The 22,177-nt window shown below is 67.2% G+C and carries 18 protein-coding genes and 2 tRNA genes; 7 read left to right on the top strand and 13 right to left on the bottom strand.

What is annotated here, in order from left to right; translation table 11 throughout:
• Positions 1-69: 69 nt before the first annotated feature.
• The 3 genes from H5395_RS07360 to H5395_RS07350 all read right to left on the bottom strand — a co-directional run bounded on the left by H5395_RS07360 (position 70) and on the right by H5395_RS07350 (position 2,903).
• Positions 70-144: transfer RNA gene (locus tag H5395_RS07360), tRNA-Glu, on the bottom strand.
• Between the two features lie 110 nt (positions 145-254).
• Complete coding sequence (gene recJ / locus H5395_RS07355; protein ID WP_182791918.1) at positions 255-1,997, bottom strand: single-stranded-DNA-specific exonuclease RecJ; 1,743 nt, start codon at positions 1,995-1,997, stop codon at positions 255-257.
• A gap of 279 nt (positions 1,998-2,276) precedes the next feature.
• The gene (locus H5395_RS07350) at positions 2,277-2,903 is read right to left on the bottom strand and encodes a J domain-containing protein (RefSeq protein WP_182791917.1); all 627 of its coding nucleotides are present in this window, start codon (positions 2,901-2,903) and stop codon (positions 2,277-2,279) included.
• Positions 2,904-2,977: 74 nt separating this feature from the next.
• Here H5395_RS07350 and H5395_RS07345 point away from each other — a divergent pair, with 74 nt between their 5' ends.
• Both H5395_RS07345 and glpX read left to right on the top strand, forming a co-directional pair.
• Positions 2,978-3,238, top strand: coding sequence for a BolA family transcriptional regulator (locus H5395_RS07345; RefSeq protein WP_182791916.1), 261 nt, complete (start codon positions 2,978-2,980; stop codon positions 3,236-3,238).
• A gap of 93 nt (positions 3,239-3,331) precedes the next feature.
• A complete protein-coding gene (gene glpX / locus H5395_RS07340; protein ID WP_182791915.1) occupies positions 3,332-4,300 on the top strand; it encodes a class II fructose-bisphosphatase in 969 nt (322 codons plus the stop codon).
• A gap of 115 nt (positions 4,301-4,415) precedes the next feature.
• Here glpX and H5395_RS07335 read toward each other — a convergent pair whose 3' ends face one another.
• From H5395_RS07335 to H5395_RS07295, 9 genes are all read right to left on the bottom strand, one after another.
• Positions 4,416-7,577 carry an efflux RND transporter permease subunit gene (locus H5395_RS07335; RefSeq protein ID WP_182791914.1) on the bottom strand — a complete coding sequence of 1,054 codons (3,162 nt, stop codon included), beginning with the start codon at positions 7,575-7,577 and terminating at the stop codon, positions 4,416-4,418.
• A gap of 3 nt (positions 7,578-7,580) precedes the next feature.
• Positions 7,581-8,765, bottom strand: coding sequence for an efflux RND transporter periplasmic adaptor subunit (locus H5395_RS07330; RefSeq protein ID WP_182791913.1), 1,185 nt, complete (start codon positions 8,763-8,765; stop codon positions 7,581-7,583).
• Between the two features lie 65 nt (positions 8,766-8,830).
• Positions 8,831-9,484, bottom strand: coding sequence for a TetR family transcriptional regulator (locus H5395_RS07325; protein ID WP_182791912.1), 654 nt, complete (start codon positions 9,482-9,484; stop codon positions 8,831-8,833).
• Positions 9,485-9,638: 154 nt separating this feature from the next.
• The gene (locus tag H5395_RS07320; protein WP_182791911.1) at positions 9,639-10,397 is read right to left on the bottom strand and encodes an SDR family NAD(P)-dependent oxidoreductase; all 759 of its coding nucleotides are present in this window, start codon (positions 10,395-10,397) and stop codon (positions 9,639-9,641) included.
• A gap of 61 nt (positions 10,398-10,458) precedes the next feature.
• Positions 10,459-11,391 carry a 3-keto-5-aminohexanoate cleavage protein gene (locus tag H5395_RS07315; RefSeq protein ID WP_182791910.1) on the bottom strand — a complete coding sequence of 311 codons (933 nt, stop codon included), beginning with the start codon at positions 11,389-11,391 and terminating at the stop codon, positions 10,459-10,461.
• A gap of 10 nt (positions 11,392-11,401) precedes the next feature.
• Positions 11,402-12,346 (bottom strand): 3-hydroxyacyl-CoA dehydrogenase, encoded by a 945-nt coding sequence (locus H5395_RS07310; protein WP_182791909.1) that lies wholly within the window; start codon positions 12,344-12,346, stop codon positions 11,402-11,404.
• A 14-nt stretch (positions 12,347-12,360) separates the two neighbouring features.
• A complete protein-coding gene (locus H5395_RS07305; protein WP_182791908.1) occupies positions 12,361-14,862 on the bottom strand; it encodes a branched-chain amino acid ABC transporter ATP-binding protein/permease in 2,502 nt (833 codons plus the stop codon).
• 7 nt (positions 14,863-14,869) lie between these two features.
• Complete coding sequence (locus H5395_RS07300) at positions 14,870-15,745, bottom strand: branched-chain amino acid ABC transporter permease (protein ID WP_182791907.1); 876 nt, start codon at positions 15,743-15,745, stop codon at positions 14,870-14,872.
• 83 nt (positions 15,746-15,828) lie between these two features.
• A complete protein-coding gene (locus H5395_RS07295) occupies positions 15,829-17,070 on the bottom strand; it encodes an ABC transporter substrate-binding protein (RefSeq protein WP_182791906.1) in 1,242 nt (413 codons plus the stop codon).
• Between the two features lie 134 nt (positions 17,071-17,204).
• Between H5395_RS07295 and H5395_RS07290 the strand changes: the two genes are divergently transcribed.
• The 4 genes from H5395_RS07290 (at position 17,205) to H5395_RS07275 (ending at position 20,412) form a co-directional block, all read left to right on the top strand.
• Positions 17,205-17,897, top strand: coding sequence for a GntR family transcriptional regulator (locus tag H5395_RS07290; protein ID WP_182791905.1), 693 nt, complete (start codon positions 17,205-17,207; stop codon positions 17,895-17,897).
• Between the two features lie 4 nt (positions 17,898-17,901).
• Positions 17,902-18,669, top strand: a complete 768-nt coding sequence (locus H5395_RS07285; protein WP_182791904.1) for an SDR family oxidoreductase — start codon at positions 17,902-17,904, stop codon at positions 18,667-18,669.
• A gap of 486 nt (positions 18,670-19,155) precedes the next feature.
• Positions 19,156-19,245 (top strand) — tRNA-Ser (locus tag H5395_RS07280).
• Positions 19,246-19,578: 333 nt separating this feature from the next.
• Positions 19,579-20,412: a DUF3883 domain-containing protein gene (locus tag H5395_RS07275; RefSeq protein ID WP_182791903.1), complete on the top strand. Its 834-nt coding sequence runs from the start codon at positions 19,579-19,581 to the stop codon at positions 20,410-20,412.
• Positions 20,413-20,415: 3 nt separating this feature from the next.
• Here the strand turns inward: H5395_RS07275 and H5395_RS07270 are convergent, their stop codons facing one another.
• Positions 20,416-20,799: a hypothetical protein gene (locus H5395_RS07270; protein WP_182791902.1), complete on the bottom strand. Its 384-nt coding sequence runs from the start codon at positions 20,797-20,799 to the stop codon at positions 20,416-20,418.
• A gap of 14 nt (positions 20,800-20,813) precedes the next feature.
• Here H5395_RS07270 and H5395_RS07265 point away from each other — a divergent pair, with 14 nt between their 5' ends.
• Entirely contained in the window at positions 20,814-22,175 is a 1,362-nt protein-coding gene (locus H5395_RS07265; protein WP_182791988.1) for a phage portal protein, read from the top strand.
• Positions 22,176-22,177: the final 2 nt, after the last annotated feature.

Below are 22,177 nucleotides of genomic sequence, written 5' to 3'. Positions count from 1 at the left end.
GCCATCTTCGGCGACCAGATCGCCAAAGACCGCACCATGAACGGCCAGCTTCTTGCTATAAAGGGAAAGTGGCAGCCCGTAGGGGAGTCGAACCCCTCTTTTCAGGTTGAAAACCTGACGTCCTAACCGATAGACGAACGGGCCACCTTTTCGCGTCTGCAGCCTTGGCCGCGCGGCGTGGAGCGGTATCTAGGCAAAGCCAGGCGTGGCTGCAAGCAGAAAATTCATCGCCTTGCCGAAATTCCCGTGAAGCGTCAGGGGGCCTCGGCGGCGTCATCCAGACGCAGGCGGACGCGCTGGCGCCCCCCCCAGACCGAGAGTTCGAGTTTCCCCGCGAGATGAAGGCGGCGCCCCCTTGCCGCCAGCAGCGCAGGGCCAAGCGGCCCCTGCATCGCGCCCCAGGCGACCGCGTCCAGCGGGGCCAGGCCGGGACTGCGGGTGCGCAGGCGCAGGTGGGATTCGCCCATCGTGTCGGCGCGCTCGATGATCTGGCCCGACAGCGCGAAGCGGGGCGCAGGAGCGCCCGCGCCGAAGGGACCGGCGCGGTCCAGCGCCTCGATCATGTCGAGGGTAGCGGCGCGGGCGTCCAGCAGGCCCGAGATGCGCAACGCGTCCCCGCCCTCCCCCTGCACCGCGCCCGCGACGAGTTCGGACAGCCGCGCCATAGCCGCGGGTATCATCGCCGGCTCGACCGTCAGACCGGCGGCCATGGCGTGGCCGCCGCCGCGGGTGATCAGCCCCTCGGCCTCAAGCCGCTGGATGGCGCGGCCAAGGTCCACGCCCGGCACCGAGCGGGCCGAGCCTTTTCCGACGCCGCCCGAGACGCCGATCACGACCGAGGGCCGGCCCGTCGCCTCTTTCAGCCGCGCGGCGACGATGCCGACGACGCCGGGATGCCAGTCCTCGCCCGCCGCCCAGGACAGCACGGGATCGTCGCGCGCCTCGGCCTGCGCCAGCGCGGCCTCGCGCACCATGCCCTCGATCGCCCGCCGCTCGCGGTTCAGCGCATCGAGTTCCAGCGCCAGCGCCCCGGCCTCGGACGGGTCCGTGGAACTGAGGCATCGCGCGCCCAGGTCCGCCCGCCCCACCCGTCCGCCCGCGTTGATCCTCGGACCCAGCAGGAAGCCCAGGTGAAAGGCCGAGGGCGCGCTGTCCAGCCGCGCCACGTCCGACAGCGCCACCAGCCCCGGCCTTGCGCGGCGGGCCATGATCGCAAGCCCCTGCCGCACGAAGGCGCGGTTCACGCCCACCAGCGGGGCCACGTCGGCCACCGTCGCCAGCGCCACCAGATCGAGCAGCGGGATCAGGTCGGGCTCGGGCGCCCCTTGCGCGCGCAGGACACGGTTGGCCTGCACCAGCGTCAGAAAGACCACCCCGGCCGCGCAGAGATGCCCCAGCGCGCCGTCCTCGTCCGCGCGGTTGGGGTTCACCACGGCCAGCACGGGCGGCAGGGTCTCGCCGCCCTGATGGTGGTCCAGCACGACCACGTCGGCACGGCCGCGGGCGACGGCCAGCGCCTCGTGGCTGAGCGTGCCGCAGTCCACGCAGACGATCAGCGTGTGGTTCTGCGCGAGCCGGTCAATGGCCGGGGCGTTGGGTCCGTAACCCTCGTCGATGCGGTCGGGGACATAAAGCGTCGCGTCCCGCCCCTGCGCGCGCAGCCAGCAGAGGATCAGCGCCGCCGAGGCGCCGCCGTCCACGTCATAGTCGGCGAAGACGGCGATGCGCTCGCCCGATGTGAGTGCGGCGACCAGCCGCTCGGCGGCCAGGCCCATGTCGCGCAGGCGCAGGGGATCGGGCAGCAGGTCGCGCAGGCACGGGTCGAGATGGCCCGGCGCGTCCTCGGGCGTGACGCCACGGGCGGCGAGGATGCGGGCCACGGGCAGCGGAAGGCCCGCCGCCTGCGCCAGCCCTTCGGCGATCCGTTCCCCGGCGGGATCGGGGCCGGTCCAGCGGCGGCCGGTCAGAGAGCGTTCGACATCAAGGAAGGTGGTCATGCCGCCGCTTGTCGCCAAGCCGGTGCCCGGGCGCAAGCCCGATGGGGCGACGTCCCGCTGTTGTGAAACAGCGCGCCAGAAAGAAAGGGGTTTCACACGCCCGAGCCTCTGCGGGATATTCGACCCCGTTCGAAGAACAGATGGCTGCGGAGGATCGGAAGTGTTCCGGTGGGCTTCCGCACACCCGGAGGAGAGACAGCCTTGACGGCCGTTTTCTCCGCGAGATGGGTCCGGTGGCTTTCAGCGGGGAAGGCCCGGCCCAAGCCGAAGCGGCGCCCATCACTCCTTGAAGCTGCGGCTGTCCTTGATCTGGTCCCAGGCCCAGACGACCTCCTGCAGGCGGTCCTCGTCGGAACGGTCGCCGCCGTTCATGTCGGGGTGCAGGTCCTTGACCAAGGACTTGTATTGCTTGCGGATCTCCTGCTTGGTCCAGCTGTCCTTGGCGTCCAGGATCTCCAGCGCGCGGCGCTCGGTGGGCGGCAGCTTGCGGGTGGCGCGCAGGCGGGCCTCGGGGTTGGTGCCATTGGCGCCAAGGATCTCCAGCGGGTCGCTGACGCCGTGGCGGGCCCAGGCCTGTTCCTGCGTGGCCCGGCCAAAGGGGCGGGTCGGGCGTTCCCAGACGGTGGCGTTGTCCAGAAACTCCTGGAACTCGGCCTCGGACTGGCCCTGAAAGTAGTTCCAGTTGGTGTTGTATTCCCGCACATGGTCCTTGCAGAACCAGTAGTAATCGTCCAGCTGCTTGGGCGACTTCGGCGCGCGATACTGGCCCGGCTGGGTGCAGCCGGCCTTGTCGCACCTGCGGGTCGAGGTCTCGAAGGCGCCGGACATCCCGCGACGGCCCTTGGACCGCCGCTTCTTGTCCGAAGCGGCGGAGATATCGAAACCGAACGGGTCGCTGTTGGTCATGAATGGCCTGCTTTTCGACTCGGGACCGGGAGTGTAGGTCATTTCACCGGAAGAAAAAGAGGGAGCGGCCGGAAATGCAGCAGACTATCGCCGAAGAGATGCAGGCACGCCTGATGGAGCTTGAGCCGACGCGGCTTGAGGTCATCGACGAAAGCGAACAACACCGCGGCCACGGGGGCTGGCGCGAGGGCGGGCAGACGCATTTCCGCATCCGCATGGCCTCGGGTCGCTTCAAGGGGCTTGGCCGGGTGGAACAGCACCGGCTGGTCAACCGCACGCTGGGCGACATCGTGCCCCGTATCCACGCGCTGGCGCTGGAGCTATCGGCAGAGTGATTGTCCTCATTTGTATCTGTTAGCGCCCACAGGCTGGACGGAACCACGGGCCGGGCCTAAGAGCGCCTGCAAACGGCCAGCAAGGATCGACAGATGAGCGCCTCTACCACCGATTTCAACGACCGGATGCTTTCGCTGGGCCTCGCCCGCGTCAGCGAGGCCGCAGCCCATGCCTCGGCCCGGCTGATCGGCCGCGGCGACGAGAAGGCCGCCGACCAGGCTGCCGTCAACGCCATGCGCGACCAGTTGAACAAGCTGGATATCCGTGGCGTCGTCGTCATCGGCGAGGGAGAGCGCGACGAGGCGCCGATGCTGTTCATCGGCGAGGAAGTCGGCAGTGGCGACGGCCCCGAGGTGGACATCGCGCTGGACCCGCTGGAAGGCACCACCCTGACCGCCAAGGACATGCCGAACGCGCTGACCGTGATCGCCATGGCCCCGCGCGGCACGCTGCTGCACGCCCCCGACGTCTACATGGACAAGCTGGCGGTGGGTCCGGGCTATGACACGGATGTAGTCAGCCTGGACATGACTCCGACCGAACGCGTCCATGCGCTGGCCAAGGCCGGCGGCGTCAAGCCCGAGGACATCACCGTCTGCATCCTCGAACGCCCGCGGCACGAGGCGATGATCGCCGAGGTCCGCGCCACCGGCGCCGCGATCCGGCTGATCACCGACGGCGACGTCGCCGGCGTCATGCATGTGGCGGAACCCGAGAAGACCGGGATCGACATGTACATGGGTTCGGGCGGGGCGCCCGAGGGCGTGCTGGCCGCATCCGCGCTGAAATGCATGGGCGGGCAGATCTGGGGTCGGCTGCTGTTCCGCAACGACGACGAACGCGGGCGTGCCGCGAAAGCCGGCATCACCGACCTGAACCGCATCTACACCCGCGACGAGATGGTGACGGCGGACGTGATCTTTTCCGCCACCGGCGTCACCAACGGGTCCATCGTCAAGGGCCTGCGGCGCGAGCCGAACTTCATCGAGACCGAGACGATCCTGATGCGGTCCAAGACGGGCTCGGTCCGGCGGATGATCTACCGCAACCCGATCCGCTGACCCCTGCCCCATCGACGAACGGTCGCCGCAGAACTCCTGCGGCGACCGTTTCGTTTCCAGGTGGCCCGAATGAAAAGGCCCCGTCCATGGACGGGGCCTTTCGATCGGCAGCGCCTCAGGTGGCGGGCGCTTCCGCCGGCATCCGCTTGCGCGTGAACAGCCGGGTGACGATCACGAAGAAGACCGGCACGAAGATCAGCGTCAGGGCGGTCCCGGTGAAGGTGCCGAAGAACGCGGGATAGCCGATGGCGTGGCGCGCGCCCGCCCCCGCTCCCGAGGACAGGATCAGCGGCATCACCCCCAGCCCGAAGGCCAGCGAGGTCATCACGATCGGCCGCAGCCGCAGCCGCGCGGCGGTGCGGACCGCCGTGACCGCGTCCTCGCGGAAGGAATCCATCCGCTCCCGCGCGAACTCGACGATCATGATGCCGTTCTTCCCGGTCAGGCCCACGACGGTCAGCAGGCCGACCTGGAAGTAGACGCCGTTCTCCTGCCCGCCGACCCAGGCGCCGATCAGGGCGCCAAGGACACCCACCGGCATCGCCAGCAGCACCGCGATGGGGATGGTCCAGCTTTCGTAAAGCGCGGCAAGGCACAGGAACACCGTGGCCAAGGCCAAGGCGTAAAGCGCATAGGCGCCCGCGCCCGCTTCCTTCTCTTCCAGCGAAAGGCCGGTCCATTGCAGACTGAAGCCCGGGGGAAGCTCGGCCGCCAGCCGCTCCATCTCGATCAGGGCGTCACCGGTCGAGTAGCCGCGTGCAGGCATCCCGTCGATCGCCATCGCGGCCTGCGCGTTGTAGCGCTTGACCTGCTGCGGGCCATAGATCCAGTCCTGCGTGGCGAAGGTCGAGAAATCCACGAACTCGCCGTTGGCGTTCTGGATGCGCCACAGTTCCAGGTCGCGCGGCGCGCTGCGCGCCCATGGTTCACCCTGCACATAGACGCGCTTGATGCGGCCCTCGTAGATGAAGTCGTTGACATAAGCGCCCGACCACACCGTCGCCAGGAACGAGCCCACGTCGGTCGCGGTCACGCCCACGGCCCCGGCCTTGGCCCAGTCGATGTTCAGCTCGAACTGCGGCGCGTCCTCGACCCCGTTGGGGCGCACGGCGGTCAGCACCGGGCTTTCACTCGCCATGCCCAGCAGCATGTTGCGCGCTTCCAGCAGTTCCTCGTGCGACTGGCCAGCCGAGGCCGTCAGGTAGGCCGAGAAGCCGCTGGCGTTTCCGAGTTCCAACACCGCGGGGGGGACGATGGGGATGACTATGGCCTCGCGGATGCCGCCCATCAGCGGACCGAAGGCGCGCGCGGCGATGGCTTGGGCCGAGCGTTCCGGATCGGCCCGTTCCTCCCAATCCTTCAGGCGGACGAACATCATGCCCATGTTCTGCCCCTGCCCCGCAAAGGAAAAGCCGCGCACGGCAAAGACGGATTCGACATTCTCGGCCTCGGCGGTGGTGAAATAGTCCGAGACCTTGTCCATGACAGCCTCGGTCGCCTCGGCGGTGGTGCCGGTCGGGGCCTGCACGATGGTCATGATCGCGCCCTGGTCCTCGTCGGGCAGGAAGGCTGTGGGCGTGCGCTGGAACATGAGCACCATGCCGGCCAGCAACAGGCCATAGACGATCATCATCCGCCACGGACGCGCCGTCGTGCTGCGGACGATGGCCATGTAGCCATTGGTGACGCGGCCGAAGTTCCGCTCGAACCAGTCGCTGAAGCGGCTGCCGAGCCAGGCCATCGCGCCCATCCGGCGGCCGGACGAATGGCCGTGGTGATGCGGCTTCAGCATCGTCGCGCAAAGCGCGGGCGTGAAGGTCAGCGCGATGAAGACCGACAGCATCATGGCGGACACGATGGTGACGGCGAACTGCTTGTACATCTCGCCGGTCGAGCCGCCGAAGAAGGCCATCGGCACGAACACCGCCGAGACGACGATGCCGATGCCGACCAGCGCGCCCGAGATCTCGTCCATCGACTTGCGCGTGGCCTCGACGGGACCCAATCCCTCGTCGCGCATGATCCGCTCGACGTTCTCGACCACCACGATGGCGTCATCGACCAGAAGGCCGATGGCCAGAACCATCGCCAGCATGGTCAGCGTGTTGATGCTGAAGCCCAGCACCGCCATGATCCCGAAGGTGCCGAGGATCACGACCGGCACCGCCAGCGTGGGGATCAGCGTCGCCCGGAAGTTGTGCAGGAAGATCAGCATGACCAGGACGACCAGAATGATCGCCTCGATCAGCGTGTGCACCACCGCCTCGATCGAGATCAGGACGAAGGGCGTGGTGTCATAGGGGATGACATATTCCACGCCCGCCGGCATGAACTGGGCCAGTTCGGCCACCCGCGCCTTGACCAGTTCCGCCGTGTCGAGCGCGTTCGCGCCCGAGGCAAGCTGGATCGCAAGGCCCGAGGAGGACTGGCCGTTGTAGAAGCCCTCGATCTCGTAGTTCTCGGACCCCAGTTCGGCGCGGGCCACGTCGCGCAGCAGGACCAGCCCACCGTCGGTGTCGGCCCGCAGGACGATGCGCTCGAAGTCCTCGGGCGTCCGCAGCAGCGACTGCGCGGTGATCGTGGCGTTCAGTTGCTGGCCTTCCGGCGCGGGCATCGCGCCAAAGGCGCCCGCGGAAATCTGGGCGTTCTGGGCGCGGATCGCGCCCACCACCTGCGCGGGCGTCAGGTCATAGTATTTCAGCTTGGTCGGGTCCAGCCAGATCCGCATCGAGTATTCCGACCCGAAGACCTGCACGCTGCCCACGCCGTCGATCCGCGAGATCGGCTCGACCATGTAGGAGTTGAGATAGTCCGCAAGGTCGATGGCGCTGCGCGTCCCGTCGGTGGACACCAGCGCCACGACCATCAGGAAGCCGGTCGCCGATTTCTCGACCGTGACGCCTTGGCGCGCCACCGCCTCGGGCAGCCCGGCCTCGGCCTGCGCCAGCTTGTTCTGGACCTGCACCTGCGCGATGTCGGGGTTGGTGCCCAGTTCGAAGCTGAGCGTGATCTGCGCGCCGCCTGTCGAGGTCGTCGAGGATTCGATGTTCCGCAGCCCGTCAAGGCCGGTCATCTCGCGTTCGATGAGCTGGACGACGGTGTCGGCCGATGTCTGCGCCGAGGCGCCGGGGTAGGCCGTCCTGATGACGATCGAGGGGCCGGCGATCGAGGGATATTGCGAAACCGGCAGTTGCAGGACCGACAGCAGGCCCAAGCCCATGATGATGATGGCGATGACCCATGCGAAGATGGGCCGGTTGATGAAGAAGCGGGCCATGCGTCAGTTCCCTTCGGCCGGCGCGGCTGCTTGGGCCGGTGCCGCGGCATCCGCTGCCGGCCGGGCTGCGGCGGGCTGTTCGGCGGGCGCGATCTCGACCGGGGCGCCGGGCGCGACCTTCTGGAAGCCGGTGCTGATGATCTGGTCGCCGGGGTTCAGCCCGCCGGTGACCACCCAGTTGTTCGCATCCGAGGTGAGGATCGTCAGGTCGCGCACCGCGACCGTCCCGTTCTCGGCCACCCACACATGCGGAACGCCCTGCGCGTCGCGCATCACCACGGATTGCGGGACGAGGTAAACGCCCTGTTCCTCGATCTGCGGCAGCAGCACCTCGACATAAAGGCCGGGCAGCAGCAGCTTGTCGGGGTTGGGGAAGGCGATGCGCAGGGTGATCATGCCGGTCGTCGGCTCGACCTGCGGCTCGGCTGCGCGCAACTCGCCTTTGACGGGATATTCGTCGCCCGTGGGCAGGATCAGCGTGGCCTGCCCCGTCGCCAGCACGCCACCCTGGGTTTCGGCCTGGCGCCAGCGCAGCAGGTCGTTGGCCGACTGCGTCACGTCCACATAGACCGGATCAAGCGCCCGGATCGTCGTCAGCGGCGTGGGCTGCTGGGCCGCGACCAGCGTGCCCGGCGTGGCCTGGGAAAACCCGATGGCGCCGGCGATGGGCGCGCGAATGGTCGTCCGCTCGTAGTCGATCTCGGCCGATTGCAGTTGCGCCTGCGCCAGTTGCAGCGCGGCGTTGGCCCCGTCGCGGGCGGCCACGGCGCTGTCGCGCCTCTGGCCCGATCCGGCGTTGGTGGCCAGCAGTTCCTCGGCACGCCGGGCCTCGCGCTCGGCAAGATCGTAGTTCGCCTGCGCCTGCGCCACGCTGGCCTGGGCTGCGGAGACGGCGGCGGCGTAGGTCTCGTCCTCGATGGTGTAAAGCGGCTGGCCCGCTTCGACCTCGCGGCCTTCCTCGAACTGCCGTTCGCGGATGATGCCCGACACCTGTGGCCGCACCTCGGAGATGGTCGAGGCCTTGATGCGGCCAGGCAGACGCGCGGTCAGGGTATAGTCGGTCGGCTCTGCGGCGATGACGGTCACGGACGGGGTTGGCGCCTGCGCCGAAACGGCAAGCGGCGAAAGGCTGACAAGCAGCGCGGCAATCACGCCCAGCGCGGGCGAAGAGGAACGGAATCGGAGCATGTGGAGCTTTCCGGTTGTCGGGAGAAACGGCTTGGCGGGGTTTCGGCGCGTCGGCGCCGGAAAAGTCAATGCTTGATCGCGGGGCTTGCGCGACCGGGGGGGCGGGTCATCCGCCCGGCCGTCGGAGCTGCGCGCAGCAGGTCCATTTGACGGCGCAGCAGCCTGCCGCCGAAGGACGCCAGCGGAAAGCCCTTGCCGGATCGCAGCCATTCGCGGAGAAGGCCGACCACGGTGACGGACAGGACGATCTGCGCCTCGTGCGGGGTGAAATCGGGATGCAGCGTCCCGTTGTCCCGCGCGCGCTGCATGATCCGCAGGATCAGCGCCCGCATCTCGGCATCCAGCCGGGCGAGCGTGTCGTTGCGTTCCGCCGGCGTCAGGTTTGACATGATGCGGAAGATCCGTTGCCGCCCCTCGTCCTTCTCAAAGGATTGCAGGGCCTCGACCGTCGCGTCCAGCAGGCATCCCAGCGGGTCCGGCCCGGCATCGGCGACCCCGGCGAGGATCTGTTCCTGCGGCAGGAAGCTGCGCTGGTGCAGGGCGGCAAGGACCTCGGTCTTGTCTTTGAAATGCCAGTAGAACGCCCCGCGTGTGACCCCTGCCGCGCGCGAGACCGCGTCCAGCGTCGTGGCCGCAAAGCCCCGCTCGCAGAACATCCGCTCGGCCGCATCAAGGATGGCCTGCCGCGTCAGCTCCGAATCTTCCCGTGTCTTCCGCATGCGGCCCTTCCTTGCATCGGGCCGATATAGACATTCATGTATGTATGTAAACACCTGCCGCTGTAAAATTTCGCAGGCCCGCTGTCCTGCGGGTGGCGGTCATGCCGGGGGCATAGCCATCGTCACGGCACCCCGGTCCCGCGCAGGCACCGGTTCATTCGGCGGTCCAGCCGCCATCCAGCACGATCGAAGATCCTGTCATCAGGGCAGAGGCCTCGGACGCCAGATAAAGCGCCGCGCCGGTGATATCCTCGACCTGACCCAGACGCCCCAGCTTTATCATCCGCAGGGCATGGTCCAGGAAGGCCGGGTTCTCGAAATAGGGTTTCGTCAGCGGCGTCTCGATAAAAGTCGGACAGATCGAGTTCACGCGGATGCGGTGCGGCGCAAGTTCGATCGAGGCGGCCTTCGTCAGCCCCTCGATCCCCCATTTCGAGGCGCAGTAGACCGAGCGGTCCTCGGCCCCGATATGCCCCAGCATCGACGACATGTTGATGACCGACCCGCCCCGGCCAAGCGCAGTCATCCGCCGCGTCACCGCCTGCATCGCGAAAAAGGCCGCGCGCAGGTTCAGGCCGATGATCAGGTCGAAGTCTTCTTCCGTCACCTCGGTCATCCTGCGGGGGCGGTTGGTGCCGGCGTTGTTGACGAAGACATCCAGCCGTTCCAGTCCGTCCACGACCGCCCGGAAGGCGGCAAGGTCGGTCACGTCGCAGGGCCGGGCCTTGGCGCGATAGCCCGCGTCACGCAACCCGGTGGCGACGGATTCGATTTCGTCCCCGGTTCTCGCGCAAAGGATCACCTCGGCACCCGCCTGGGCGAAGACCTCGGCGATGGCGCGGCCGAGGCCGCGGCCCGCGCCGGTGACAAGCGCGGTGCGCCCCTTCAGCGAAAAGTCGGGGAACGGGGTCATCGGCATCTCCGGATGGAAGGTTCGGATGCCGCCCCGCCCTCGGGACGAGGCGGCGGAGAAATCAGAAGTTGACCTGGTCGCCGCCCTTCAGCGCCAGCAGCTCGCGCGCCTCGTCGGGGGTCGCGACCTGCAGGCCCAGCCCCTCGATGATCTGACGGGCGGCGCGGACCTGCTCGGCGTTGGTTTCCGCAAGCCGGCCCTTCCCGGCCCAGAGGTTGTCCTCCAGCCCGACCCGCACATGGCCGCCGTTCGCGGCCGAGATCGCGGCGATGGACAACTGGTTGCGCCCCGCCCCCAGCACCGACCAGCGATAGTTGTCGCCGAACAGCCGGTCGGCGGTGCGCTTCATGTGCATCACGTCTTCCAGATGCGCCCCGATGCCGCCCATCAGTCCGAAGACCGTCTGGATGAACAGCGGGCCGGTCACGAGCCCGCGGTCGAAGAAATGCTTGAGGTTGTAAAGATGCGACGTGTCGTAGCACTCGAACTCGAAGCGCGTCCCGCCCTCGCCCAAGGTCGTCATCACCTGTTCCACATCGCCGAAGGTGTTGCGGAAGATGATGTCCTTGTTGCCGAGGTATTCCCGTTCCCACTGGTGCTTCAGTTGCGCCTCGTAGCGGTCGAGCATCGGGAACAGGCCGAAGTTCATCGTGCCCATGTTCAGCGAGGCCACTTCGGGCTTGTAGTGCTTGGCGGGCTGGATCCGCTCGGCGATGGACATGGTGGGCGCGCCGCCGGTGGTGATGTTCAGGACGGCGGCGGTCTGCTGCTTGATGACGCTGAGGATCGGGTGGAAGGCCTCGACCGACTGGTCGGGGCGGCCGTCCTCTTCGTTGCGGGCATGCAGGTGGATGATGGCGGCGCCCGCCTCGGCGGCGCCCACCGCGGCCTCGGCGATTTCCGAGGCCGAGACCGGCAGGAACTTCGACATCGAGGGCGTGTGGATCGCGCCGGTGACGGCGCAGGTGATGATGACTTTGCCCTGAAGGCTCATGGTCTTGTCCTCAATTGTGGGATCGGGTTTCACGCTGCGCCAGATGCGCAGCCAGCGCAGCGAGTTCCTCGTCGCGCCATTCCTGACGGGCGCGGACCGCAACGGGGGTCGAGACGTCGCGGAAGGCGGCGCCCACCTTGGCGGCAGCCTCGGCCGAGAAGGCCGCGTCGCCGACCTCGACACCGGCAAGGCCCGCCATCATCGCGCCATAGCGGTCCAGATAATCGGCGGCACCGCCGGGGGCGTTCAGGTTGATCGTCTCCATCGGTCCCATGAAGGCCCAGCGGCGGCCCAGCCCGTGGCGCATGGTGTCGTCCAGCCCCTGCACGTCCACATAGCCCTCGGCGATCAGGCGCAGGCTTTCGGCCAGCAGCACGGCCTGCAGGCGGTTCAGGATGAAGCCGTCGATCTCTTTCTTCAGCACCACCGGCACCTGTCCGGCGCGGGCGTAGATGTCACGCGCGCATTCGGTCACGGCCGGATCGGTGAAGGGCGCGGGCGAGATTTCCACCACCGGCACCAGATGCGGCGGGTTGACCGGGTGGCCGACAAGGCAGCGCGCGGCGCCCGGCAGCCCTTCGGCGAAGCTCGACGCCTTCAGCGCCGAGGAGGAGGAGGCGAGGATCGTATTTGGCCCTGAAAGGCGGTCGAGTTCGGCAAAAAGCCTGCGCTTGATGTCGAGGACCTCGGGCCCGCTTTCCTGCACCATGTCCACGCCGGCCAGCACCTCGCCAAGGTTGCGCACCGGCTGGATGCGGGCCGCCGTGGCGGCGGGATCGTCACCGGCCTGGCCGAAGGGGGCGACCCGTTCGATCATGGTGGCGACATCGGCGGCAAGCCGGTCCAGAACGCCCGCGTCCTTGTCCCAGACGCCGACCTCGAAGCCCGCGCGGGCAAAGACGAAGGCCCATGAGCGGCCGATCAGCCCCGCGCCGACGATGGCGATGTGATTCATCCCCGTTCCCCCTTTCATAGCCACAGCATCTCGCGCCGCAGGTCGAGGTCCGTGGCGATGCGGCGCGATTCCACCTCATGCAGCACGCGACCGCGTTCAAGGACAATGGTGCGGTCGGACAGAGCCAGCGCCAGGTCGAGGTTGTGGTCCACGATGACGATGGACAGCCGGTCGCGCAGCCGGTCGAAGGTGCGGAACAACTGTTCCACGATCGCCGGTGCAAGCCCCTCGAAGGGTTCGTCCAGCAGAAGCACCCGGATGTCGCCCGACAGCGCGCGGGCGACGGCGGCCATCTGCTGCTCGCCGCCTGACAGGCGGTCGGCGGGCGTGTCCAGCCGCTCGCGCAGGCGGGGGAAATATTCGAGGATCTCCTCTGAGGTCCAGTGGGTGCCTTCCCCGGTCTGGCGGCGGATGCGGCCGAGTTCCAGATTCTCGCGCACCGTCATGCCCGCGAAAAGCCCCCGGCCCTGCGGCACATAGCCGATGCCCTTGCGCGCGATCCGGGCGCTGGACAGGCCAACAAGCTCGCTTCCCATCAGCCGGATCGAGCCGGAAGACGGCGTGACGATCCCCGTCACCCCCTTCAGCACCGAGGACTTGCCCGCCCCGTTCCGGCCCAGCAGCGCAAGGATCTCGCCCTTGTGCAGGTCAAAGCCGACGTCGTTCAGGATGTGGCTTTTGCCATAGTGAAGGTTCATCCTGTCGATGGACAGGATCGTCTCGTCCGAGAACTGCCCCTGCCGGGCCGAGGCCGCGACGGCGCTGGTGCCCGAGCCGATATAGATCTCGCGCACCTTGGCCGAGTTGCGGGCGTCGTCCACGGTGCCGTCCAGCAGCACGCGCCCTTCGGCCATCACCGTCACATGGTCGGCAAGATCGAACACCCGGTCGATGTCATGTTCGACCAGAAGCACCGGGATGCTGGTGGACACGTCCTTGATCAGCAGCCCGACGCGCTCGCGTTCAGCGACCGACAGGCCCGCCAGCGGCTCGTCGGCCAGCAGGATCTTCGGTTCTGTCGACAGCGCAAGGCCGAGGTCCAGCAGCCGCTGGCCGCCATAGGACAGCGAGCCCGCGATGGCGTTCTCCATCCCCCTCAGCCCGATCCAGTCGAGCATTTCGTCCACCTTGGCATTCACCTCGGCCACGCTGCCGGCCGGGCTGAGGGCACGGGTACGGCTGGGATGATGGGCCTGCACGGCCAGGCGCAGGTTCTCGCGGATCGTCAGGTCGGGAAAGAGGCTGGTGATCTGGAAGGACCGGCCGAGGCCCAGCCCCGCGATCTGGTCGGGCGTGCTGCCCGAGATGTCGCGACCGAGGAAGCTGACCTTGCCGCTGTCGGCGGGGATGATGCCGGACAGCAGGTTGAAGGCCGTGGTCTTGCCCGCGCCGTTCGGCCCGATCAGGGCATGCAGCGTCTTGTCGCGAACCCGGATCGACACGCCGTCCACCGCCTTCAGCGCCCCGAAGGTCTTCGAGATGTCGTCGGCGACCAGCACGTTGCCGCCGCCTGCGTCGCGACCCCGGATGGCGGCGGGCAGCGGGTGCTTTTCGATCTTCCGGTCGGCCATTGCGGCGCCGGTCATGGCCTCGGGGAACAGGCGGCGCCTGACCTGCGCGCCGATGCCCACCAGGCCCTGCCGCGCAAACAGGACGAAGCCGAGGAAGATCAGGCCGAACCAGAACAGCCAGTTCTCGGTATACATCGACAGGTATTCGCGGAACAGGATGTAGAACAGCGCGCCCAGCGCCGGCCCCAGGAAGCCCCGCATGCCCCCGATGACCACCATCGCCAGCAGCTCGCCCGAGAAGATCACCGACATCGGCTCGGCCGAGGTCAGGCGGTTCTTGTAAAGCAGCAGCGCCCCGGCCAGCCCCGTCACCGTCGCCGACAGGACAAAGGCCGCCAGCTTGTAGCGCTGGACGTGATAGCCCAACGCCTGCGCCCGGTTCTCGTTCTCGCGGATGGCGACGAAGACGCTGCCGACCGGCGACTGCAGGACGCGCAGCATCAGCGCCATCACCAGGAAGGCAAGCACCGCCACGACGATGTAGAAGTTGAGGTTGTTGTCCAGCAGGCCCGGCCGCTCGATCCCGCCAAGCCCGTTCTCGCCGCCCGTGACCTCGGTCCAGCGGAAGGCCAACTGGAACCCCATCGCCGACAGCGCCAGCGTCATCAGCGAGAAATAGACGCCCCGCCGCCGCAGGACCAGGAAGCCGATGACCGCCGCGAGTGCCGCCGTGAACAGCAGGGCCGCAACCAGCGAAACGGCCATGCTGGCATTGCCCAGCCGCAGCGCGGTGATGCCCGCGACATAGGCCCCCAGCCCGAACCAGGCGCCATGGCCGAAGGACACAAGGCCGGTATAGCCCGCAAGGATGTTCAGCCCCATCGCCGCGAGGGCGAAGATGACCACCTCGCTTGCGCTGTTCGGGCCGAGGCCAAGCAGCGACAAGGCCCAGGGCAGCAGGATCAGCGCCGCTGCCGCGACCGTCAGTGTTCGCATGTTCTGCATGGAAGACCTATTCGAAACGGGTGATGCGCTCGCCCAGCAGGCCGCGGGGACGCAGAAGCAGGACCATGAACATCAGCAGGTAGATGGCCATCATCGAGAATTGGGACTGCCCCAGCCCGATCATCAGGCCCTTGACCAGCCCGACCATGATCGCGGCGATGACCACGCCCCAGAAGGACCCGAGGCCCCCGATCACCACGACCACGAAGGCCGCGGTCCCGACCTCGACCCCCATCAGCGGATGGACGGGCTGGATCGGCGCCATCAGCACGCCCGCAAGCGCGGCGATCCCGATGGCCAGCGCCACGACGGTCGAGAGATAGGGTCGCAGCGAAATGCCCAGCGTGCCGAGGATGTCGGGGTTCTGGATGCCGGCGCGGACGATCCGGCCAAAGGGCGTGCGGTTCAGCAGGTACCAGACGCCTGCCACCGTTGCGACCGCCACGGCGATCAGGAACAGCCGGTAGCGCGAATAGACGAAATCACCCATGAAGACCTGCCCGCGCAGGGCATCCGGCATGGAGTAGGCGCGCGGCGTCGCGCCGAAATACCATCTGAGGCTTTGTTCGATGATCATCGCAAGGCTGAAGGTCAGCAGCAGCGAATACAGCGGGTCCTCGCGGTAGAAGCGGGTGAACAGCACGCGCTCGACGACGACGGCCACGGCCGCCGCGATCAGCGGCGCCACGACCAGCGCGCCAAAGAAGCCGATATGGGGCGACAATACGAAGGCCAGGTAGGCCCCCAGCGTGAAGAACGCGCCATGGGCAAGGTTCACGATGCCGCCGAGCGAGAAGATCAGCGACAGGCCAAGCGCGATGAGCATGTAGTAGAAGCCATCGAGCAGGCCGTTCAGAAGCTGGGACAGAAAGATCGATACCATTCGGATGACCTGTCATGAAGGCTGGCCGGGCGCGCCAACCGGCGCACCCTGTTTTCATCGGAAAGCCGGCAAGGCCCCTTGCCTCAGAACGAGCAGGTGCCGCCCACGGCATCCTCGATCAGCACCTCGAGCGGCTGGTCGGCGTTCGGCACCGGGTCCGAGGTCGTGAAGATGTCCCATTCATTCTGGACCTCGGAAGCATCCAGCGCCGTGACCGCATAGACTTCCTGCAGCAACTGGTGGTTTGCCGGGTTGAAGCGGCCCCGGCGTTCCTTCAGCACGTCGAAATCGGTCGCCGGGTCTTCGAGGAACGAGATCAGCGCCTCGGTGTCGGTCCCGCCGACCCGGCCGATCGCATCGGCCATCACCCGCAGCCCCATGTAGTCCAGATAGGCCTGGTTGTCGGCGGGACGGCCGTATTTCTCCATGAAGGACTGGGCGAAGGCCTGCGAGCCGTCGGCCTTGACTTGGTGGGTCCAGACGCAGGGCCATGTCCCCTGGAAGTCCCGCGCCCCGATCGCCCAGGCGATCACGGTGTTGTAGTCGAAACCCGCCAGCGGGATATCCAGCCCGAATTCCGCATATTGCTTGAAGAAGCTGGCCGTCTGGGTCCCGGCAAGGTTCGAGATCAGCACATCCGGCGCCGCCGCCCGGATGTTGAGCAGATAGGAAGAAAAATCCGTCGCATCCGTCGGAATCAGATCGTCGCCGACCGTCCGTCCACCGTGCCGTTCAAGGAAGGCCAGCGCCCCGTTGCGCAGATCATGGCCGAAGGCATAGTCGGCGCTGAGGATATACCACGCCTTGTCCTTCACCATGTCGTTGTTCAGCAGATAGTTGCCTTCGGCGTTCACCACCATCGCGTTCTGCACCTCGACGTGGAACATGTGGCGGTTGCAGTCCTGCCCCCGCAGCGTGTCCGAGTTCGCGCCGGTGTTGATGAACAGCTTGTTGGCCCGCGCCGCGACCTGAGAGATCGTCAGCGCCGAGGCCGACGAAATCTCGCCCATGATCAGCGCCACGTCCGGCCGTTCGGCCAGCCGCTCGGCCTTTGTCGTCGCGGTCTGGGGGTTGACCGAATCTTCCTTGATCACCTCCAGCATGCGGCCGCTGATGCCGCCGCCGGCGTTGATATGCTCGACCGCCAGATCAACGCCCATGACCGCATATTCACCCATCGGACCCAGGAATCCGGTGCGCGGCGTCAGGTGGGCGATGACGATGGGATCGGTCTGCGCACGTAGGATGGATGGCGCGGCAAGGCCCATCACGCCGAACGCCGCGCCCGTCTTCAGCAACTGCCGTCTTCCGATTGTCTTCAGCATGAACGTCCCCTCCCCGAGACTTCACTTGCGCGAACCGCATGCCAGCGATGCTTACTTGACCGGCGATGCAATCCAGTGTGATCTCAGATCATACTGCTGACCGATTTTCCGCCTGTCAACACCGGAGGTCGCCCATGAACGACCTGAACATCCAGCCGCTTGCCCCTCGGCCGTCGCTGACGGAACAGGCCTATGCCGCCATCGCGCGGATGCTTCTGGACGGCACGCTGAAGCCGGACAGCCAGACCTCGATCCGGGAACTGGCGGGAGAGCTGGATGTCTCGCCCATGCCGGTCAGGGAAGCGGTAGGCCGGTTAGTCGCCCAAGGGGCGCTCGCGGTCCGCAGGAACCGCGCCGTCGAGGTGCCGCGGATGACCGAGGACGAGTTCCGCGAACTGACCCGTACCCGCATCCTGATGGAATGCGAGGCGGCGCGGCTTGCAGTGGACAGGATCACGGACAGCACGGCCGGGGAACTGCGGGCGCTGCACGAGGCGTTCCGGCTGGAAATGACCGGGGGCAGCCGGGCGGATGCCCTGATGCTGAACCGCCGGCTGCATTTCACGCTCTACGATGCCGCATCCTCGCCCACCCTGCGGCAGTTGATCGGCATGGCCTGGCTGCGCGCGGGACCGCTGATCTCGCTGGACATCGGTCCCACCGCGCAGGGCGACCGGGCCGGTCACTCGATCATCGCCCACGGGAACCTGATCGCGGCGGTGACCGCGCGGGACCGCGAGGCCGCGGCCGAGGCGATCCGGTCCGACATCTCGGTGGCGGCAGAGGTTATTCTCGCGCAGCGCGACTATTTCAACATGAAGGAATGACCGGATGAACCTTGAACTGGACGGCGCGCGGGTGATCGTCACCGCAGGCGCCTCGGGGATCGGACGCGCCATCGTTGACGCGTTCCTTGCGGCAGGCGCCCGCGTTGCGACCTGCGACATCGACGCCGAAGCGCTTGGGACATTGCCGCAGAACGTCATCTCGCAGCGGGTCGATGTGTCCGACGCGGCGGCGCTGCGCAGCTTCATCGACCAGTCCATCGCCGCGCTGGGCGGCCTCGACTGCCTGGTGAACAACGCCGGGATCGCCGGCCCGACCGGCCGAATCGAGGACATCGACCTCGCCGACTGGAGCCGCACGCTGAACGTGGTGCTGACCAGCCAGTTCGTGGCGGTCGGCAGCGCCGTTCCTGCCCTGCGGGAAAGCGCCAACCCCTCGATCGTCAACCTGTCGTCCGTGGCCGGCCGGGTCGGCTTCGCCCTTCGCACCCCCTACGCCGCCGCGAAATGGGGCGTGATCGGCCTGACGAAATCGCTGTCGATCGAGTTGGGAGAGGACAATATCCGCGTGAACGCGATCCTGCCCGGCATCGTCTCGGGCGACCGCCAGCGCCGCGTGCTCGAGGCCAAGGCGCAGCTTCGCGGCCAGAGCTTCGCCGAGCTTGAGGCAGAAGCCTTCCGCTACACCTCGATCAAGGAATACGTCCCGCCGCAGGCGATCGCGAGCCAGGTCCTGTATCTCGCCTCGCCGCTGGGCAGGTTCATCTCGGGGCAGAGCATCTCTGTCTGCGGTGACACCCGCATGCTGGCCTGAGGCAGCCTCTCGGAAGAACGCCCGTGTGATGGGACGGACAACCGTATCTGCACGTTGTGCAGACGAGGGACAGACCTCCCTGCCCTTCGGTTCATAGCCAAGTGGCAGAGCCAATCAACGGCCACGCGGCACCTGCTGAGTGATGTTTCCGCCAACTCCCGGCCTCTCCGCGAAGCGGCTTCCTCTCCCTACCCGCCGCACTTGCAAACCTGCCATGGAGGCCTGACTTTCTTCATGGCAAAGCAACCTTTGTTCCGCTCACTTTCCAGGTGGCAGCGGCTTGCAGTGGCGAGTACTTTCAGCCTGCAGCAGCACAACAGCAGGTGAAAGAGCCCCCTGCGCGCAAGAGCGGCACCCTTCATGACAGAGCAGTTCGGCCCGTGTCTGCCGTGGCAGCAACGGCCCAGGTCCTCCTTGCCGATTTCCGGGCCAACGCAGAGAAAAAGCCCTTGTTCCCCTTGGCCTCCTGCTGCTAGACCCCCCGGCGGAGATGTGGCCGAGTGGTCGAAGGCACACCCCTGCTAAGGGTGCAGGCGGGAAACCGCCTCGAGGGTTCGAATCCCTTCGTCTCCGCCACCTTCAATTCGCGAACCCATGACGAGGCCCCTGACAGGGCCTTTTTTCTTTTTTCAAAGGGGTTGAGCGGAGCCATCCGACTTTCGGAGACTGGGCGATGGCCCGAAAACGGTCTCTGAACGCCCCGCGTCTCTTTCCACCCGCCCTTCACCAAAATCGAGACGGATTCAAAAGGTAACGTTTTTTAGCCCCTTGGCAGAAGCGGATTGCGCCGGGGTCGATGCGCGTTCGACCGCTGTCGGTGCGAACGGAGACACCCGAAGGCGACGTGGTTGTGCGGGGTGGCGCGAAGTCCCTGATGACAAAAAGACTTCTCCCGCATAGCCTGGCGCAATGTCGAACAGGCCCTGGACGGATGAAGAGAACGACCTGATCGTTGCGGATTACTTCGCGATGCTGGCTGACGACATCGCCGGGCGACCCTACAACAAGGCCAAGCACAATCGGGATCTTCAGGCCCGCATCGACCGCAATCGCAGTTCCATCGAGTTCAAGCACCAGAACATCAGCGCAGTGCTGAAGGGGCTCGGCGAGGACTGGATCCCAGGCTACAAGCCCGCCTTCAACTTCCAGATGACGCTGGTGGATGCCGTGGCGCGCTGGCTGGCGCTGAATTCGGCATGGCTTGGTCGCCAACCTGGTCTGCGGCCTGCGGGTGGCCTGCAAGAGGCAACGCAGATCTGGATCGGGCCGCCGCCTACCTTGTCGAACCAGCCGCCGCCGCAAGAGCTGGAGCAGATGCTGCACATCGCCCGAAAGTTCGACGTGGCAGGCCGGGACGAGCGCAACCGTGCCCTCGGCCGTGCCGGCGAGGAGCGCGTGCTGGCGCACGAGCGGACGGCCCTACGGTCGGCGGGCCGGGACGACCTGGCCCGTAAGGTGCGCTGGGTCTCGGATGAGGACGGCGACGGCGCGGGCTATGACATCGCCAGCTTCGCCCCGGATGGGCGCTCGCGCCTGATTGAAGTCAAGACGACGAATGGCTGGGAGCGGACGCCCTTTCACATCACTCGCAACGAACTGGCGGTTGCCGAGGAGCGTCGCTCGGAATGGCGCCTGTTCCGGCTGTGGAATTTCTCACGCGAGCCGAAGGCGTTCGAACTGCACCCGCCGCTGGATGCGCATGTCTCGCTCACCGCCATGTCCTTTCAGGCGAGCTTTCATTGAAGGTCAGCCGAGCGCGCGCTCGACCTGTTCCTGCCAAGCATCCCCCGCCGGAAAGCACAGATCGTAGAGGCTGACCGCCAAGGCCTCACGCCCGCAGGTCGGCCGTTTCAGCACCTCTGGCGAGAGATAGGCCAGCCGCAACTGTCGGCTGACATGGCGTTCCGCCAGCCCGACGGCTTCGGCCAGGTCCTGAATCGTGGCAAACTCGCCGGCCTCCATCCGCCGCCGCCAACCCCATGCCCGGCCGATGGCCCGCAGGATGTGGGGCTCCTGTGTCTGGTCCTCGCTTGGCCGGTAATCGGCGGGTGGCATGATTTTCGGCCGCCCGTTTCGCTTGCGGACCGTCAGGGGGATCAGTACGCGGATCGTGTCGCTGTTCTTGGTCATTCGGCAGCCTCCAGATTGCGCGGCGCAACCATTTCGCGGATGATGCCTGCGAAGCCTTCACCTCGAACCTCGTCGGCGACGGGATCAAGCCCTCGTCGCTGATCGGGGACGCGGCGCTCCGGGACCGGGTCCAGCGGCTCTGGCTCGCCTGGACCGACGAGGCCGACGCGGACGGGCTGACCGACTTCTACGGGCTGCAGGCCATGGTGGCGCGGGAGATGTTCGTGGCCGGCGAGTGCTTCGTGCGGCTGCGCCCGCGCCGGGCCGAGGACGGGTTGCTGGTGCCGCTGCAGTTGCAGCTTCTGCAGTCGGAGATGCTGCCCTTCGAGAAGACCGAGGTGCTGCCCTCCGGCAACCGCATCCGCTGCGGGATCGAGTTCGATGCGATCGGCCGGCGCGTGGCCTATCACTTCCGCCGCCGCCATCCGGGCAACAGCACCGATCAGGGGCCGGTGCCCCCGGAGACCGTGCGCGTGCCGGCCGCGGATGTGCTGCACATCTACCGGCCGATCGACGCGCGCCAGATCCGGGGGCTGCCGCATGTAGCACCCGCGATGGTGCGGCTGTTCCTGCTCGACCAGTATGGCGACGCCGAGCTCGACCGGAAGAAGACCGCGGCGATGTTCGCGGGTTTCATCACCAAGACCGCCCCGGAAGAGCCGATGATGGGCGAGGCGGAGGCGGACCTCAATGGAACGGCCATCGCCAGCCTCGAGCCCGGCACCATGCAGGTGCTGCTGCCCGGCGAGGACGTGAAGTTCTCGAGCCCCGCCGACGTCGGCGGCGGCTACGAGGCGTTCCAGTACCGGACGCTGCTGGCGGTCTCGGCATCGCTGGGGCTGCCCTATCACTGCCCTTATCATCTGGTCACCGGCGATGTCCGGCAGGCGAACTACTCGAGCCTGCGGGCGGAGCTGGTCGAGTTCCGGCGCCGCATCGGACAGCTGCAGCATGGCTTGATCGTGCACCAGCTCTGCCGGGCGGTCTGGCGCCGCTTGCTGGAAACAGCCGCGCTCTCCGGTGCGCTCGATGTAGATCCCGCTGCGGCGCGGCCGGTGCAGTGGATCCCGCCGCGCTGGGACTGGGTCGATCCGCTCAAGGACATCCAGGCGCAGGTGCTGGCGATGGAGGCAGGCATCACCTCGCGGCGCAAGGTGGTCGAGGCCACCGGTTATGACGTCGAGGACGTGGACCGCGAGAACGCCGCCGATGCGCACCGCGTCGATCGTCTCGGCCTCCGCTACCGCACGAGCCCGGGCGAGACGCAGGGAGCCCGCGCGACACCGGCGACGCGGGCACAGCCCGGCGATGGCGACACCGGCACCAACGGCAGCGACGTCGCTAAGTCGACCGGTCCCGGCCCCGAACAGGAGTGACG

Origin of the sequence: Paracoccus sp. MC1854 (assembly GCF_014164635.1) — a bacterium.
GTDB lineage: Bacteria > Pseudomonadota > Alphaproteobacteria > Rhodobacterales > Rhodobacteraceae > Paracoccus.
The sequence above is the reverse complement of the archived record's forward strand: the minus strand, read 5'-3'. Positions and strand labels throughout refer to the sequence as shown.

Coding starts and splice junctions, on each gene's coding strand:
- H5395_RS07275 (WP_182791903.1), top strand. CDS start 19,579: ATGTCGAACAGGCCCTGGACGGATGAAGAGAACGACCTGATCGTTGCG.
- H5395_RS07320 (WP_182791911.1), bottom strand. CDS start 10,397: ATGACCCCGTTCCCCGACTTTTCGCTGAAGGGGCGCACCGCGCTTGTC.
- H5395_RS07325 (WP_182791912.1), bottom strand. CDS start 9,484: ATGCGGAAGACACGGGAAGATTCGGAGCTGACGCGGCAGGCCATCCTT.
- glpX (WP_182791915.1), top strand. CDS start 3,332: ATGAGCGCCTCTACCACCGATTTCAACGACCGGATGCTTTCGCTGGGC.
- H5395_RS07270 (WP_182791902.1), bottom strand. CDS start 20,799: ATGACCAAGAACAGCGACACGATCCGCGTACTGATCCCCCTGACGGTC.
- H5395_RS07285 (WP_182791904.1), top strand. CDS start 17,902: ATGAACCTTGAACTGGACGGCGCGCGGGTGATCGTCACCGCAGGCGCC.
- H5395_RS07350 (WP_182791917.1), bottom strand. CDS start 2,903: ATGACCAACAGCGACCCGTTCGGTTTCGATATCTCCGCCGCTTCGGAC.
- H5395_RS07345 (WP_182791916.1), top strand. CDS start 2,978: ATGCAGCAGACTATCGCCGAAGAGATGCAGGCACGCCTGATGGAGCTT.
- H5395_RS07315 (WP_182791910.1), bottom strand. CDS start 11,391: ATGAGCCTTCAGGGCAAAGTCATCATCACCTGCGCCGTCACCGGCGCG.
- recJ (WP_182791918.1), bottom strand. CDS start 1,997: ATGACCACCTTCCTTGATGTCGAACGCTCTCTGACCGGCCGCCGCTGG.
- H5395_RS07310 (WP_182791909.1), bottom strand. CDS start 12,346: ATGAATCACATCGCCATCGTCGGCGCGGGGCTGATCGGCCGCTCATGG.
- H5395_RS07305 (WP_182791908.1), bottom strand. CDS start 14,862: ATGCAGAACATGCGAACACTGACGGTCGCGGCAGCGGCGCTGATCCTG.
- H5395_RS07330 (WP_182791913.1), bottom strand. CDS start 8,765: ATGCTCCGATTCCGTTCCTCTTCGCCCGCGCTGGGCGTGATTGCCGCG.
- H5395_RS07335 (WP_182791914.1), bottom strand. CDS start 7,577: ATGGCCCGCTTCTTCATCAACCGGCCCATCTTCGCATGGGTCATCGCC.
- H5395_RS07290 (WP_182791905.1), top strand. CDS start 17,205: ATGAACGACCTGAACATCCAGCCGCTTGCCCCTCGGCCGTCGCTGACG.
- H5395_RS07295 (WP_182791906.1), bottom strand. CDS start 17,070: ATGCTGAAGACAATCGGAAGACGGCAGTTGCTGAAGACGGGCGCGGCG.
- H5395_RS07300 (WP_182791907.1), bottom strand. CDS start 15,745: ATGGTATCGATCTTTCTGTCCCAGCTTCTGAACGGCCTGCTCGATGGC.